Source organism: Proteiniphilum sp., assembly GCF_040307845.1.
GTDB lineage: Bacteria > Bacteroidota > Bacteroidia > Bacteroidales > Dysgonomonadaceae > Proteiniphilum.
This window is the reverse complement of sequence record NZ_JAWRIS010000039.1, coordinates 86,765-103,190: the sequence shown is the minus strand read 5'-3', so window position 1 is coordinate 103,190 and position 16,426 is coordinate 86,765. Positions and strand designations below refer to the sequence as shown.

The following is a 16,426-nucleotide window of genomic DNA, read 5'->3' as shown; positions in this document are numbered from 1 at the left end:
TTGGTAAATCATCAAAATATAAAAGCAGAATGAAACATACACTATGCATTTTATTCATCTTATCCACTCTGTTTGTCTCATTAAAGGCAGAGAATAAACAGGATAACAGGACTTTTGTCATCGAAGGTACTGTATATGACGATTTGGACATGCTACTGCCCGGAGTTACGGTTTACATCAGGGATAAAATCAGTGTGGGAACCACAACGAATACAAAAGGGGAATTCAGCATAAAGGCAAACAAAAACGATGTGATTATTTTTTCGTTCGTTGGTTATGAGAAAATTGAACTTCTGGTGACCGAAGAGAAAAAAGACCTCACTATAAAATTTAAAGAAACCTCCCAGGCATTGGACGAAGTGGTTGTGACGGGGTTGGGAACAACGCAACGAAAAATATCTTCCGTGGCAGCCGTCACCAGTATAGATGTGAAGGAACTCCAAGCGCCAGCATCATCCATCAGCAATTTGCTTGGCGGACGTGTCCCGGGGATCATATCCATGCAAACCAGCGGGGAGCCGGGCAGAAATATCTCCGAATTTTGGGTGCGCGGTATCGGAACATTCGGAGCGAACTCAAGCGCGTTGGTACTCATTGACGGACTGGAAGGCAACATCAACTCTATTGACCCGTCGGACATAGAGAGCTTTTCGGTATTAAAAGACGCTTCGGCTACCGCTGTTTACGGAGTTCGCGGCGCTAACGGCGTGGTACTGGTAACAACCAAAAGAGGCGAGGCGGGCAAATTATCCATTACTGGCAGGGTTAACTATCAAATCTCCCGACTCAACCGGACCCCGAATTATTTGAGGGCGTATGATTACGCCCTGCTTGCAAACGAAGCCCGTGTGGTAAGGAATGAATCACCCGTTTATACGGGAGTGGAGTTGGATATTATCCGCGACAATTCGGATCCGGACCTTTATCCCGACGTAAGTTGGCAAGATGAGATATTGAGAAATACAGGTTTCAGGCAATCGTATTATGTAAGCGCAAAAGGCGGTGCCCAGGTAGCTAAATATTTTATAAGCCTGGGGATGAGCAACGAAGCGGCAGCATATAATGTTGACAAAAAAAGTTCATATGCTGCAAATGTGGGATACAACACCTATTCTTACAGAACCAATTTAGACCTGGAACTTTCACCGTCAACCACCCTTTATTTTGGAACAGACGGATTCCTTTCCGAACAGAAAGATCCCGGAGTTGCCAGCACAGATTATATCTGGTACGCCCAATCGAACCTTAATCCACTGCTCCTGCCAACAATGTATTCAAACGGACAATTTCCCGCATCGGGTGAAGGTTCACTCACTTCGCCCATCGTGCAAATCAATTATATGGGCCGAAGGCTGAGTCAGGCGTTTAACGGAAAATTCACCCTCGCACTTAATCAAGATCTGTCCATGATCACCGACGGATTGTCAATAAAGGCGCAGGGAGCATACGACATTGACAGTTACTTCTCGGAGAGCCGTTTGTTAAACCCGCCCCTGTATCAAGCGATTGGCAGGGACAAAGACGGGAAGCTTATCACCGTTCAAAGAGTTTCGGAAGGCGCCATATCTTACAGCCGGAGTACGGATCAATACCGGAAATATCACTTTGAATCCACCTTAAATTACGAACACGTATTTAATACAGATCATCGGGTTTCGGGACTGGTGTATTACTACCTGAGCGATGAAAAGTGGGCGAGCCAATCCACCAATAACCTTACCGCCATTCCATTGCGGTATCAGGGTGTATCCAGCCGGTTGACTTATGGTTTTAAAGACACCTATATGGTCGATTTCAACTTCGGATATACTGGTTCGGAAAACTTTCAGCCGGGAAGGCAATATGGTTTTTTTCCCTCCATTGCTGCGGGATGGGTGCCTACGGGTTATGATTTTTTTCAAAAAACTTTTCCTTTCATCAACTTCTTAAAGTTCAGGGGATCTTATGGCACCGTAGGTAACGACAGGATAAGCTCTACCCGTTTCCCGTATTTGACAATGGTCAGTCTGGGAAGTGGCAATCCGTGGAGTACCTCTGCCGGATTTGAAACCATCGGAGAGACAAGAATAGGAGCCGATAACTTAGAGTGGGAAATAGCGAAGAAGACGAATCTTGGAATTGAAGCCCGTCTTTTCAATGAAAAGATATCGCTGACGGTTGATATATTCAACGACCGCCGCGACGGAATTTTCATGCAACGCGTCCAAGTTCCGGACTATGCCGGTTTGGTTACCAAACCTTACAGCAACATCGGTGAAATGAGCAGCTATGGTTCGGACGGGAATATCGCTTTTACGCAGGAGATAAATAAAGAGATGAGTTTTACCTTGAGGGCCAATTACACCTATTCGAAAAACAATGTGAAACATTGGGAAGAAGCGAATCCCGCATATCCGTACCAGGAGGTCTCGGGCTATCCTTATGGTACCATCCGCGGTTACCACGCCATAGGCTTGTTCAAAGATTGGGACGATGTGAACAATAGCCCCGCCCAGTTCGGCAAAGTCATGCCGGGAGATATTAAATACCGCGATGTCAACGGGGATGGAGTAATCAACACCGACGACCGTACGCCATTGTCTTACAGTAATTATCCGCTATTGATGTATGGATTCGGGGGTGAATTAAGGTACAAAAACATTACCATCGGTATACTTTTTAAAGGTACCGGCAAAACAGATTTCTTCCATGTTGGATATAATGGCAATGGAATAGGCTATGTTCCGTTCTTTAGAGGCGTAAACGGGAATGTGCTGACTATCGCCAATAACCCGTCCAACCGTTGGATCCCAAAAGAATACGCCATTGAACACGGCATTGACTTGAAATACGCGGAAAATCCCAACGCCCGTTTTCCAAGGCTTACTTATGGCTATAACGAAAACAACTCCCAAATATCGGACTTCTGGAAAGGAGATGCACGCTATTTACGGCTTCAGGAAGTAACCATCAATTACAATTTAAAAAATGACTTCCTTCGGAAAATGAAAGTAGCATCAATCGATCTTCAATTAGTAGGGAACAATCTCCTGTTATGGGACAAAGTAAAACTGTTTGATCCGGAACAGGCATACCGTAACGGGGAGGTTTATCCTATTCCCTCCACTTATGCTTTTCAACTATATATTAACTTATAAACAACAAACAAGAAATGAATATAGTGAATTTATATGAAAAGGGTTTAAGGGCGAAAGATATCAACCCGTTAAACCATAATAAATATTGGCCCGGAAAGGTGATCAAGAAAATTTCAGCATCATTCCTGTCATTATTGGGTCTTTTACTTCCATTTTTCTCCTGCAGCGATTATTTGAGCATAGATGATTATTTCAGCGACGAAATAAAGTTGGATTCTGTTTTTGCAAGCACCAGATACATCACGGCGTATATGTGGGGCGCAGCAACCCTGTTCCCGGATGAAGGGAATCTACTCCAGAACAATTACACTCCGGGGCCATTGGCTACCGATGAAGCATTCACCAGTTTCCTTTCCACTACCCATAATTACAATGGAATGGCTTATGTATTGGGGGAAGTTACGGCAAGCAGCATGCGTTCTTTTAATACTTGGGGAAACCTTTATAAAATCATCCGCAAATGCAACACCATTTTCAACAGGATCGACGAGGCCAAAGACATGACCACCAAAGAACGGTTTGAGATACTCGGCACTACCCGTTTTATCAGGGCATATGCCTACTATAATATTCTGGTTGATTTCGGATCCCCGATTCTCTTAGGGGATGAGATCATGGAATCGAACGAGCAACTACCTTATTACGATCGTGCAAGGAGTACCTATGACGAAGCAGTCGAATATATTTGCGACGAATTGGAAGAAGCAGCCCTTTATCTGCCCCTGACAACTTCGCTGATGGAGTTCGGCATTCCCACAAAAGGGGCTGCTTACGGATTGATCGCGCGTATTCGCCTGAACCATGCCAGTCCGTTATACAACGGAGGAGATGCCGCCCGCCGGACATTCGGAAACTGGAAGCGCTCCACAGACAAAGCTTTTTATGTACAACAGACCTATGACGAAGAACGCTGGGCCAAGGCAGCAGCGGCGGCAAAAAGAGTAATGGAAATGCAAAGCGCCGGTGGACAACTGTACAGGCTTCATACCGTAGCCGCAGATTCTGATACACCTCCGCTTCCAGAGGGAGTTACTTACGATCCGGACTATTACAAAGAATGGCCGGACGGTGCAGCCGGAATAGACCATTTTAAATCCTACTCCTATATGTTTACCGGAGAATCGGTTATCCCGGTCAATCCGGAATATGTGTGGGGTAAAAGAAGCGGTGCCATCAGAGAAAATACGCGAATGTCGTTTCCCCAAGGTCTGAGCGGATACAACGGTATGTGCGTTACCCAGAAAGTGATTGACACCTATTCAATGATTGACGGGCGCAGCATCGATAATTCCAGCCCGCAATATCCCTATTCCGAAAGCGGCTTCACAAACAACGTACAGACTTTTTCAGGATACCGGCTTAATTCAGGTGTCTATAACATGTATGACAATCGTGAAATGCGTTTCTACGCATCCATCGGTTTTAGCGAGTGTTTCTGGCCGATGCTTTCGACCACCTCTTCGGGTCAATACAACCAGACTATTTCCTATTATTATGATTCCCGCAACGGAAAGGGCGGAGTTAGTTCGGTAAACGACTATCCGATTACGGGATACGTGATAAAAAAATACATCCACACCGATGATGCCTGGGGCGGCGACAATGCGCGGAGAATGGATAAAGGATTCCCGATTATCCGATATGCCGAAATCCTGCTTTCTTATGCCGAAGCCTTGAATAATCTTGATGGGAACTACACGATTGAGCTTGATGGCCAACAGCAGACTTTTTCGAGAAATATGGATGAGATAAAAAGAGCTTTCAACCAAGTCCGCTATCGTGCCGGAATGCCCGGCTTAAACGGCAGTGAAGACAGGGCCACCGTGCAAAGCATGATCGAAAAGGAAAGGATGATAGAATTTCTCTTCGAAAATCGCCGCTATTACGACGTCAGGAGGTGGGGTATCTACGAAGAAACGGAAAGCGTTCCAATCAAAGGCATGAACGTTGAGGGGACAAAAGAGACTTTCTATTCCAAAGTCGTCCCGAATACATCCCGAATAGGCGCACGAATCGTAAACAAACGCTTGGTTTTGCTGCCCTTGCCGTTAAACGAAGTACGGATAGTGTCCTCGTTAGATCAGAACCCCGGTTGGGAAGATTAATTAAAAATTTGACTCAAATGAAACATATAGAGAAAATGCATAATAATATAAAGTGCGAAAGGAAGAATATTCACTTTATGCGCAAGCCGAAAATGCAATGGATGTTATTCACGACTTTAGTCCTGATGTATAGTTCTTGCAACAATGATGATGTTTTTGAGAAAGAGCAGTATAAGAATGTTTTTGCATTAATCAGCAGCAGCGGCAATGTGTCCAGCAAATACCATCCTTTGGGAGGTGAAACCGTGGGATACGTCGCGGCCTCTTTGGGCGGAACGAGTCCGACAAGCAAAGACATCAGGGTTAAGTTGGTTGAAGATGCTTCTTTTATCGACGAATACAATACAATAAATTACGACGTCGATAAAACGAAATATGTATTGGCTTTGCCTCAGGAGAATTATAGTATCGACAGCTATGAATTTACGATACCCGCGGGCGAAATAAGTGGCAGGTTACCTGTCCGCATACGCCCCGACGGGTTGTCGCCCGACCGTAAATATGCTTTTGCGCTCCGGGTTGAATCCTATTCCTCATATGAAGTAAATCCCGAGAAGAATTATATTATATACAATGTGGAAATCAAAAACCGTTGGGCGGAAGGGGGCGGCATAACCGTCTATAACATGACCGGGAAAATGACCGAAGTAGGGACGACCTACGAGTTGCAAATGCCCGGAACCAAGGTGGTGCAGCCTATCAGTAAAAATCAGGTAAGGATTTTAGCCGGAAACGAGAAAGACAGCAAGTTTTATCTCTTGCTGACGATTGACGACGCCGGTAAGGTAACAATCTCGCCTTATAAGAACGCGGAGGTTACGCAGATAAACGACGATACGTTTTATTCCAACACATTTTTCATCGAAGATGACGGATTCAATACCTATAAAACGTTTCGCTTGAAATACGAGTATAAATCCGGAGATAAAACCTATGAATTTCGGGAAGAGTTGCGTTTGCAGTTTAACGCGGATGAAGAAGCCGAAGAAGAACTCGCCGGATAAGTCTTCTCTTTTTAAGTAAAATTTAAACAACAGATAAGTCAAAAGATAAAAACAATGAGAACATCATTTTTTAAATACGGCATCGCCCTTTTACTGGTTTCATGGTTCTGCTCGTGCGATGATGAATATGTAAGAACGGAAGTCGATAAAGCCATATCCGTGAACATAACAGCCTTGAATTCGTTTGTGGGTGACGAAATTCAGCTTATAGCAAGCCCCACCGACGGGACTTATAAATATAGTTGGTCGAGCGAAGACAACGCCATTGCAACGGTAGACAACAACGGTTTAGTTATTGTTGTGGGTGAAGGAAACACCAACATCGTCGTCAGCAACGGCGATATTGAAACAAAAGTGCCCGTAACAGCCATAGAAAGGATACCACTCCGGGATGTGATACTGAGCAGCGACGTGCTTGAAATGTTTCCGGGGAATTCAAAAACCGTATTCGTTACATACATGCCGGAGAACGCCAACGATATCCCTGCGGACGAATGGGTTTCCGAAGATGAAAACATTGCCGCTGTAAACGCCAACGGAGAAATTTCGGTTGCAGGCGAGGGCATAACAAATATCACCTATCGGGTAGGTACGATAGTTAAAACGGTTAAGGTTGATGCGGCTTACAGCCGTCCTTTTAAAGGTCCCCATATCCTATCCGCCGATGCACCTTATGAATTACTTGCCGCCAATTTCGATACCGGAGGTGAAGGAAACGCTTTTCATGATGATGCCACCATACGAAACAATACCTATAGAGCGAACAACGGCGATCCCGGAAGCCCTCAGGTAGATATTGAAGGAGACGGTACAAATATCGGATATACCAATGCGGGAGAATGGTTGATCTATACGTTAGATGTAAAAGATGCGGGTACATATAAAGTTGAGGTAAATCTTTCCGCGAACGCTACTACAGGAGCATTCCATCTTGAGATAGACGGTCAAGATGTTACGGGTACAGTTAGCGTACCCAATAATGGCAGTTGGAATAGCTGGCGCTACATTTCCGATCCCAAAATGGATAATATAAACCTGTCGGAAGGGCGTCACAGAATGAAATTTTATTTTGAAGGAGCTGGGTTTAACCTGAGGGGTTATAGATTTACTAAGATTTGATACATTCAGAATATCCGATACCAGAGGATAACATGAATTTCAGATCACTGGAGGTCACAAAAAAGTAAATTGGCAATTGGCAAAGCGTTCTTTTATTTATTGGTTTACACGTTTTTTTTTGTGTAAACTCATAAAATAAACAATTAATAATTGGCAATGTGCACATTAATCAACAAATTAGCATATTGCCAAATCAGCATATCATCATTACCCGCGGGTTGTTTGTTCGGCCTGCGGGAACATAGAAAAAAGAAGGTGAACGAAAAACATTCGGAATGTATGAACGCTTCCCGCCTGCGAAAAAAGGAATATACCCGCATAAAACGAAGGGAACGGAATAAGGGGTAACCTTCTATTATTTTACCCTGAAAAATTCACAAAAACTTAACCGCATTTTTCGGAAAAATCGAGGGGGTTTGTCTTTCTTTACATTCCAGATGTATTAGATTTATCAACCTCAAAATTTCGGAAAAATGAGTAAAAAATCTCTTCTTGCGCTTTTCCTGTTTCTTGTGTTTTCTTTGAGTGTATTCTCCCAACAGACTTTTATAATTGAAGGAAAAGTAACGGATACGGACGGAGAAGCCCTGCCGGGTGTGAATATCGTCATAGACGGAACTTCCCATGGCGCTGCCACCGATTTGAACGGACAATATCTCATCAGAAATGTTCCGGCCGGCAGATACACGCTTTCCGCGCTCTATGTAGGATATGAAGCACAGGAAAAAAGCGTTGAAGTCAGAAATAGCCTGACCGTAAACTTTCAGTTGAGTTCGGGGATTGTACTGGAAGGATTGGTTGTTACGGCTCAGAAAAGAGAGCAATCCATCAAAGATATCCCCTCGGCGCTCACGTCTCTCGGCAGTCAATTCATTAAAGAGACCGGACAATCCGAAATAAATGAATTGGCTGCATACATTCCCGGCCTGGAAGTTCAGGTGCAGAGCCCCAACAATCCCGGATTTGTAATCCGCGGTATTACAAGTGATGACGGTGCGGCAAATATCGAACCGAGGGTTTCAATTTTTCAGGATGGCGTTTCTATCAGCAAATCGAGAGGTTCCGTTATCGAAGTTTTCGATATGGAGCGTATCGAAGTGCTGAAAGGTCCGCAAGGAACACTCTTTGGACGCGGAGCACAGATCGGGGCGTTGCATTTCATCCAAAACAAACCGAAAAACTTTGTAGATGCAGGTGCGACGCTCGGTTTGGGAGATTTCGGATATAAACATGCCGAAGGATTTGTAAACGCACCGGTTGTAAAAGATCAGTTGCTGTTTCGCGCAGCCGGAATTTATAAATTCAGGGACGGATTCATCGACAATCTTTCGGGCGGCACATTGAACGGAAAAGATACCAAAGCCCTTCGTGCATCGCTGGCTTACCGTGTGACTCCTAAAACCAATTTCACGCTCATTTATAACTATCAGAACGATACGCCTCCGGGAACCTCCTTCAAAAGCGGGACGTACGCGCCCAAAGGCGGTGATTTAAGCCCGAATACGTTTGCCGATCTGGAGCAGGGGGAAAATCTCGGTTTAGACCGTACCGTGTGGGGACTTACATTGCAGGGTAGACATCACTTTCATCCTAATCTATCGTTGACATCCATCACCGCTTATCGCGAATTTGATTCGAATGAGCAATTCGATGCGGACGGAACCGTGGCTCCGGCGTTGTTTTTTGCGGAAGAGGCTTACGGACGCCAATTCAGCCAGGAACTTCGCATGAATTTCAATATCGGGAATAAATTTCAAGGTTTTGCCGGAGCAAACTATTTTAGTGAGAACGGATGGCAACGGGTTCCGTTGCAGACCGATGAGCGTAGTTTCCTGGCATTGGTATCGCCGTTGGCTGCACCGGCATTAAACCCGTTGCTGAAGAAGAACTTCGGCGATTTGGCCGAAGCATTGACCTTAATGGGTCAAGGTGCCGGATTGCCCGATGCTGCCATTAACAATATGATTACACAATTGGGATTGAACAATATTGAATTTACGGCTGTCCCATTGATCGATAACGACGGAAATGCCGTTCTGCCCGCTTCCGTAGGTGATTTGATTAACTTTACGCCATTGTTGAAAGCTATTTTAGCAGATCCATCGCCTACAAACCCTGTTATCGCGCAAATAGCAACAACCGATCCGGTAACGGCGGCTATTTTGCAACAGGCATTAAGTAATCCACAACTTGCAGAAGCGTTGAATGACCCAACGCTGAAACTGTTACAGGCTCCGTTAAGCGAGACGCATAAAGAATATTACAAGAATTACGGTAATAATTCGTCTTTCGAAGTTTTTGCGGACGGCACGTATGCCATTACGAGAAAATTGAAAGCGACGGCAGGTATCCGTTATACATTTGAAAACATCGAGTCGGGATTTGAGGCAGGCGGAAGCGATATCGCACATTTGGGTATGTTGCGCCAAGCCGGGACCAACCTGCTGTTTATGCCTACTGACGGTAAACTCACCCATGGGAAAAAGTTTCATTCCGTTGTTGGTCGTGCGGCTTTGAACTATGCTATCGATCCCAATTGGGAAACATATGCCACGTTTGCCCACGGCCGTCGCCCCAACGTGATCCAGTTTAAATCGAATCCGAATACGGACGGGCTGACAAGCAGTTATGAACCGCAGGTATTGCACGATGAGTTGGTAAACAGTTATGAGGTAGGAGTGAAAGGGTTGGCCCTGAACGGCAATTTATATGTGGACGGCGCTTTCTATTATTATAAATATTCACATTTCCAGACCGGTACTATCGACCCCCAGTCGCTTCAATCCATCACGGTAGATGCAGGCGACGCCACCTCGTACGGATTGGAGACATCGTTTAAATGGCAGCTGACCCCCGGTTTCCAAACATTTGGCAATTATGCCTATATACATGCCACTTTCGATGACGAAGACGCAAACGGAAACAAGCAGGAATATGCCGGAAACACGTTCCGCCTGACGCCGGAAAACAGCTTTGCCCTCGGATTTGACGCTTCCGTTGGTATCGCGCGCAATGTTGCCTTTTTCATACGGCCGGTATATCAATTCAAATCGAAAGTCTATTTTGAAGAGGACAATCAGGAAAACGAATCACAAGAAGGATACGGATTGTTGAATATTCGCACCGGATTCCGCTTGCCTAAGCAGCATCTTCATCTGACTTTCTTTATGAACAACATATTCAATGAAAAATATATTATCGACGCCGGAAATACCGGTAGGAATTTCGGTATTCCGACCTATATAGCCGGTTCTCCGCGTATGTTCGGTGTGGAAGTGAGTTATAGTTTAAAATAGTTGCGCAATATGAGCAGAATTTTGAAAACAACTGGTATCATATTGATTTCAATATTGATTCTACTTGTCGTTTTTTTCTTTTGGGCAAAAAGTCCTACTGTTCCCGAAAGCGATTACAATATACTTTACCAGGCAACGGCTACGGATACCGGACATCGGAACGATAGTATTTTATGTGTGGTTACCTATAACATCGGTTATCTGTCGGGCATGACGAATAATACGCCGCAACGTCCCACCCGTGAATTTTACGCGAATAACGAAAAACGGATTATTCCCGCGCTTCGCGCCCTGAATGCCGATATTGTCGGGTTTCAGGAAATCGATTTCAATAGTGAACGCTCTTATCGCACGGATCAGGCGAAGATGATATGTGATTCGTTGTTTCAGTATGGCGCTTTTGCAGTTAATTGGGATAAGCGGTATGTACCGTTCCCGATGTGGCCGCCGAAAGTGCATTTCGGAAAGGTACTTTCGGGGCAGGCTGTTATGAGTGCATATCCGTTACCCGATCAGGAGGTCCGTCGCCTAGAAAAAGTAAAAAGCAATCCGTTTTATTACAACGCGTTGTATCTGGATCGTTTGGCGCAGATCGTAACGGTGAATCATCCGGTAAAACCATTTAGAGTAATCAACCTGCATGCCGAGGCTTTCGATGCTGAAACACGCCGGTGCCAACTGAACTATATTTACGATCATTTACCTTGTATGTCGGTGCTGCGAATAAAGTAATATATTTTAAATAATAGCAAGTTGCGTCATTATAGAATTCTGTGATATTGTTTATTGATTGAACAAAAGCAAGCTAAAATGGTTTCAGTATAAAAAGATCTTATTTGTATTAATTTAAATAAAACTATACTGTTATGAAGGTTTTTAGTTTGGTTGTTTTTCTGACTTTGATAAGTTCGATACTTGATCCGTCTGCTTACGCTTGCACACGTGTTGTATATAAAGGGCCGGAGAATACTGTGATAACAGCCCGCTCAATGGATTGGAAGAGTGAAATAGACGCTAACTTATGGGTATTTCCCAAAGGGATGCAACGCAATGGAGAGGTAGGTCCACTTTCTGTAGAATGGACATCGAAGTATGGTAGCATCATTGCGAGTGCATGGGATATTGCAACGGCAGACGGTATGAACGAAAAAGGATTGGTGACCAATGTATTATGGCTTGTTGAGTCAGAATATCCTCAATTCGATCCCAACGGTACAAAACAGGGGATAGCAATCTCTCTATGGGCCCAGTATGTGTTAGATAATTTTGCGACAGTAGAGGAAGCTGTTAAGCGGTTGAAAGATGAACCATTTGTCCTGGTGAGTGATTACATACCCGGCACTGATAAGTTTACGACCTTACATTTATCGATATCCGATGCGCATGGTGACAACGCAATTTTTGAATATATAAATGGAAAATTGGTTATTCATCATGATCCTTCTTATGTGGTTATGACCAACTCTCCTGTTTTTGATCAACAACTGGCATTGAATGAATATTGGAAAGGAATACCCGGGACGATGATGCTTCCGGGAACTAACCGGGCTGCCGACCGTTTTGTCCGTGCCTCCTATTACATTCATGCTATTCCTCAAACCGACGATATCCGCACTTCTATAGCCAGTGTCTTTAGCGTCATTCGGAATTGCTCTGTGCCGTTCGGCATCTCTTCCGAAACAGAACCTAACATTTCATCTACCCGTTGGCGGTCTGTATCGGATCAAAAAAATTTAGTCTATTTCTTCGAGACTGCACTGACTCCCAATACATTTTGGGTGAATCTGACAGATTTTGACCTGAGTGAGAAGGGAAAAGTGATGAAATTGCATTTGGACAATTTTGAGACATACAGCGGAAAGGCAAACAGCTCTTTTAAACCTGCACCCGCATTTAAATTTATGGGTATCTGAAAAAACAGAGAGGGACATATTATTATAGTTTTTCTAAAAGATAGCTAAAGCCCGCCGAATCGTGAAGTATCTACCTCTTTGCGTTCTTTTTCTTTGTACCCTCCAAACCGGTAAACGAAAGAGAGGGAAAATAACCGGGCGTCCTGAAATGCTTTCAGGCTGCTTTTCTGCCCTTTAAAATCGATGGATGCTCTGGGAATCCTTGTACTAAAGATATCATCGGCTTTCAGGATCAGCCTGGCGCGGTCTTCATGGAACGTCCAGGTGAATGCTCCTGAGAGGTTACCCGAAGCACCCAGGTCATAGATACCCTGTGTGGCACTTGGCGTGGAGACATATCCCGAAATATTCATCTTCAGGTCGGGTCGGGACGCGAGGATGATGTCGTGGTTCATCTGGAATATCCCGACCACAGTCTCCCTGTCGAACGGAATATCAAAAAACTCATTGTCTTTCTCTCTCCAGTATACTCCGTTGGCGATAAACCTCGATGAAATGCGCTTGCCGATATGTAACGGTATCACAGCCATTAACCCGATATTCCGGCGATAGGTATAGTTCTGTTCCAGGAATTCCTGTCGCAGTTCGTGGGGCGATTGATAGGGTAATTGCGCAAAATAGCCGGGAATGTAGTTCAGATAGGGACGGAGCACATACTTCTGCCGGAAGATATAGGTCAATCCCACGCTGTAATCTCTCTGTGGGCGGAGATAAGGATTCCCTATTACTACCCCGTAGGAACTGAAATAAAACATATTCGGACTCATATTCCAGTAAGAGGGATATCTTTTGTCGGACGAAACGGCGAACTGGAAGATATGCATGGGAGCGGGACGGTAGCTTATATTCACCGTGGGAAACCATGCCACATCATTCCAAAGTTGTTTTTCGGTTTCCCGGGACTTTTCTTTGGCATTATAATATTCCATGGCGATAGATGCCTGGGCGGATAATTTGTCGGTGAACGTTTTGGAGAATCCCGCAAAGAAGTTCCAGATATGTTCCTGCTGCCGGGTATCGAAGGTAGCTTCATCATATTCAACGCCATCTTTCAAGGCATCGGATCGGTTTTTGACACGCACTCCCGAATAATTGATCCCATAATCAATGCTCCAATTTTTCTTGAGCAGGTGCGACTGGTTGGCATAGGCTACCACACGGTCGATTTTCTGTCTGGAGGCGTAAGCAAGTTGTTCCGTCACGTCCTCAGCATTCCTGAATGAGTTTTGCATGAGATAGTCCGATCGATCGTTGAAAGAAGTATAATCCGCGCCGATATTCAATCCGAAATGGGCGTTATAATCAGTTTTTATGTTGTGTGTGGAGGAAGAACCTTCGGAGCTGGTCTTCATATCGGTTATCGCTCCTGAAATATCTGTGCCGGCTATCCGGTCAGACTTTCCATCATAAAACATGCCGGTGTAGGCAATATCTATTTTGTCTTTATTTTTCAACGTTTGCTGTAAAGCCAGTCGGGCAGTGTGGTTTTGACCTTTTGATCGCCCCTCGCTGTGTTGTGTGATATCGTACACTCTGCCTTGCAAGGTATGTGCTGCCGTCAGTTCTTCCGAATTGAACCTTTTGCCGTTCCTGTAAGAATAAGATGCATCTACCGAAGTATGTTTTCCCAGGTAGAGGAGATTGGCCCGGCCGTTGCCACCGGCATAATGGCGTTGCATGTAATCGACCGCTGTTTCACCTTGCCATACATCCTGTTCCTTGTTTTCGTCTGAAATCTGTTTCAGTACCACGTTGATCGCTGCACCACGCACATTGTATTGTGGTGGCGCACTGTACATCACCTCAATATTTTCCACGCGTGAGACCGGAATGCCACGTAATGTCTCCATTAATTGCTCATAAGGCAAAGAGCTTTTCTGACCGTTCAAAAGAATGGTCATTCCGTTTGTACCGATGAGAGACAGTAACCCATCCTGCTCCATAACTCCCGGAATTTCCTTAATCGCCTCGTAGGCATTTGTTACCGGTTTGTTTTTTAGAAAGGTAGGGATGTGGTAAATGATTTTCTCCCGATCTACTTTCATTACGGGATGATCAGCCTCCACCACCAGTTCCTCCAATAGGGTGATATCTTTTTCCAGTTTGAAATTGGAGATGACCGGTTCACGGCTATCTGCCGGGATATACAGACCGGTATAAGCTGTTTTGTAACCCATAAAAGAGATCCGCAGCCGGTAATCACCCGGTTTCACGCCGGACAGTTTGTAATAGCCCTCGTAATCGGTTACAGCCCCATAGCCGAATTGGGTTGTGTCGTTGGCAAGGAATAAAACTACATTGGCAAAGGATATTGGCTCATCGTTTTCATCGGTCACCGTGCCGAATATCTCTTGTCGATCCCGTACATATTCAGATTTGGTAATGATGATCAGTTCGTCCGACGGCATCACGAAAATTAACTCCGTATTAAGTAACATCGTATTGAGTACTTCCCTTACCGGTTTATTTTCAGCATAGATCGTTACCCGCAGCTCGTCCGGCACAATCTCGTCGTTGTAGAGGATGCGGTAACCGCTTTTTTGTTGTATCTCAGCGAACACGTCCTTCACGGACGCGTTCGTTGCAGAAACAGTGACGAGGCTTGTCTGCGCCTGCAAACCGGTCGTCAGAAAAAGTAGAGTAATTGAAAGTCGTGTTATTTTTAAATAAAGTGCATTTATATGTTGCATATATGTTCTATTTTAGTTCCCTCCTACATGATGGAAGTGGCAGGGGATATTTTTCAACTCAACGGATAATCACTTCTTTGCCATTTATTTCGTAGGTGAAGGGGTAGGATTGTTTCAGGGCGTCGAGCATCTGCTGCAGTGTCTCGCTCTTGATGCTTCCCGTGAAACGTTGTCCGGCCAACGCGCTGTTTTTTATCTGTATAGTTACCTTGTAGCGCTTTTCCATCAGTTTGGCCAAATCGGAAAACCGTTGTTTCTGGAAAACCAGTGAGCCTTTCAACCATTGTGTTTCAGGGATAATCGTGTCGTTCTCCTGTACTATGTCGAGGACTACGTAACTGCTGTCGCCCGATAGGATATGCCCGTCGCGTACTACGATTTTCTGGTTGGGTTGCAGCAGCACCTCTTTGGAGTTTTTTTTGCGGTTGTCTTTCACGGCTACCAATCCACGGATCAATGCTACTTCAATATCCTGCGAAGCGGCATCCACATTGAAAGCTGTTCCTTTTACCGTCACATCTATGTCACGGGCGGTTACGGTGAGAGGTACTTCGGGGCGGTGTGCCACATCGAAGAAGGCTTCCCCCGTAAGGCGTATTTTCCGGTGTTTCTCTCCGAAACGGTTGTTATAAGCGATCCGGGAGTGTTTATTGAGCCATACCTGTGTACCGTCATCAAGGACTGCGTACAGGTTTTCATTACCTGACTCCATTACCTGGCTATATAGATCTTCCCCGGGCTGAGAATCGTAGTAGGCCAGCCAGCTTAATCCAAGCAGGATCGCTACCGTCGCGGCAATCCGTGCCCATACCGGAATAATATGTTTTCTCGGTTTTGATATACGGGACAACTCTTGCGGATCCCAAACAATGGCGGAAGGTTTTATTCGTTTGCGTTGTTTCAGCCTGTGGTAATCAATTTCAGGTATTTGGGCGATTTTATCCCATACGTCATCCAGTTTGGCATCAATATCCACATCGGTCAACGATTCTTTCTCCTGCATAAAAGTTTCTATTTCATCATAGATACCTTTCAGCCGATGATCTTCTGCCAGAACCCGATGCAGATCACTCCGTTCTTTTTCCGATATATTGCCGCCGATCTCCTTGGATAGCAAAGCGGCGAATGTTTTTTTTGTCATTGCTGTAAAGTTTGTCGTTTA

Annotated in this window: 9 protein-coding genes; 7 read left to right on the top strand and 2 right to left on the bottom strand. The window is 44.8% G+C overall.

Annotation, left to right across the window (positions count from 1 at the left end; genetic code table 11):
- Positions 1–29: 29 nt before the first annotated feature.
- From ABV001_RS10295 to ABV001_RS10265, 7 genes are all read left to right on the top strand, one after another.
- The gene (locus ABV001_RS10295; RefSeq protein ID WP_352422719.1) at positions 30–3,137 is read left to right on the top strand and encodes a SusC/RagA family TonB-linked outer membrane protein; all 3,108 of its coding nucleotides are present in this window, start codon (positions 30–32) and stop codon (positions 3,135–3,137) included.
- Positions 3,138–3,151: 14 nt separating this feature from the next.
- On the top strand, positions 3,152–5,242 hold the full coding sequence (locus ABV001_RS10290) for a RagB/SusD family nutrient uptake outer membrane protein (RefSeq protein ID WP_352422718.1): 2,091 nt from the start codon (positions 3,152–3,154) through the stop codon (positions 5,240–5,242).
- Between the two features lie 17 nt (positions 5,243–5,259).
- Positions 5,260–6,246, top strand: a complete 987-nt coding sequence (locus tag ABV001_RS10285) for a BT_3987 domain-containing protein (RefSeq protein WP_352422717.1) — start codon at positions 5,260–5,262, stop codon at positions 6,244–6,246.
- Positions 6,247–6,300: 54 nt separating this feature from the next.
- On the top strand, positions 6,301–7,365 hold the full coding sequence (locus ABV001_RS10280; protein ID WP_352422716.1) for a carbohydrate-binding protein: 1,065 nt from the start codon (positions 6,301–6,303) through the stop codon (positions 7,363–7,365).
- A 473-nt stretch (positions 7,366–7,838) separates the two neighbouring features.
- A complete protein-coding gene (locus ABV001_RS10275; RefSeq protein WP_352422715.1) occupies positions 7,839–10,661 on the top strand; it encodes a TonB-dependent receptor in 2,823 nt (940 codons plus the stop codon).
- A 9-nt stretch (positions 10,662–10,670) separates the two neighbouring features.
- On the top strand, positions 10,671–11,393 hold the full coding sequence (locus tag ABV001_RS10270; RefSeq protein WP_352422714.1) for an endonuclease/exonuclease/phosphatase family protein: 723 nt from the start codon (positions 10,671–10,673) through the stop codon (positions 11,391–11,393).
- Positions 11,394–11,527: 134 nt separating this feature from the next.
- The gene (locus ABV001_RS10265; RefSeq protein ID WP_352422713.1) at positions 11,528–12,574 is read left to right on the top strand and encodes a linear amide C-N hydrolase; all 1,047 of its coding nucleotides are present in this window, start codon (positions 11,528–11,530) and stop codon (positions 12,572–12,574) included.
- A 44-nt stretch (positions 12,575–12,618) separates the two neighbouring features.
- Here the strand turns inward: ABV001_RS10265 and ABV001_RS10260 are convergent, their stop codons facing one another.
- Positions 12,619–15,264 (bottom strand): outer membrane beta-barrel protein, encoded by a 2,646-nt coding sequence (locus ABV001_RS10260; RefSeq protein WP_352422712.1) that lies wholly within the window; start codon positions 15,262–15,264, stop codon positions 12,619–12,621.
- A gap of 58 nt (positions 15,265–15,322) precedes the next feature.
- The gene (locus ABV001_RS10255) at positions 15,323–16,405 is read right to left on the bottom strand and encodes a FecR family protein (RefSeq protein WP_352422711.1); all 1,083 of its coding nucleotides are present in this window, start codon (positions 16,403–16,405) and stop codon (positions 15,323–15,325) included.
- Positions 16,406–16,426: the final 21 nt, after the last annotated feature.

Coding starts and splice junctions, on each gene's coding strand:
- ABV001_RS10295 (WP_352422719.1), top strand. CDS start 30: ATGAAACATACACTATGCATTTTATTCATCTTATCCACTCTGTTTGTC.
- ABV001_RS10290 (WP_352422718.1), top strand. CDS start 3,152: ATGAATATAGTGAATTTATATGAAAAGGGTTTAAGGGCGAAAGATATC.
- ABV001_RS10285 (WP_352422717.1), top strand. CDS start 5,260: ATGAAACATATAGAGAAAATGCATAATAATATAAAGTGCGAAAGGAAG.
- ABV001_RS10280 (WP_352422716.1), top strand. CDS start 6,301: ATGAGAACATCATTTTTTAAATACGGCATCGCCCTTTTACTGGTTTCA.
- ABV001_RS10275 (WP_352422715.1), top strand. CDS start 7,839: ATGAGTAAAAAATCTCTTCTTGCGCTTTTCCTGTTTCTTGTGTTTTCT.
- ABV001_RS10270 (WP_352422714.1), top strand. CDS start 10,671: ATGAGCAGAATTTTGAAAACAACTGGTATCATATTGATTTCAATATTG.
- ABV001_RS10265 (WP_352422713.1), top strand. CDS start 11,528: ATGAAGGTTTTTAGTTTGGTTGTTTTTCTGACTTTGATAAGTTCGATA.
- ABV001_RS10260 (WP_352422712.1), bottom strand. CDS start 15,264: ATGCAACATATAAATGCACTTTATTTAAAAATAACACGACTTTCAATT.
- ABV001_RS10255 (WP_352422711.1), bottom strand. CDS start 16,405: ATGACAAAAAAAACATTCGCCGCTTTGCTATCCAAGGAGATCGGCGGC.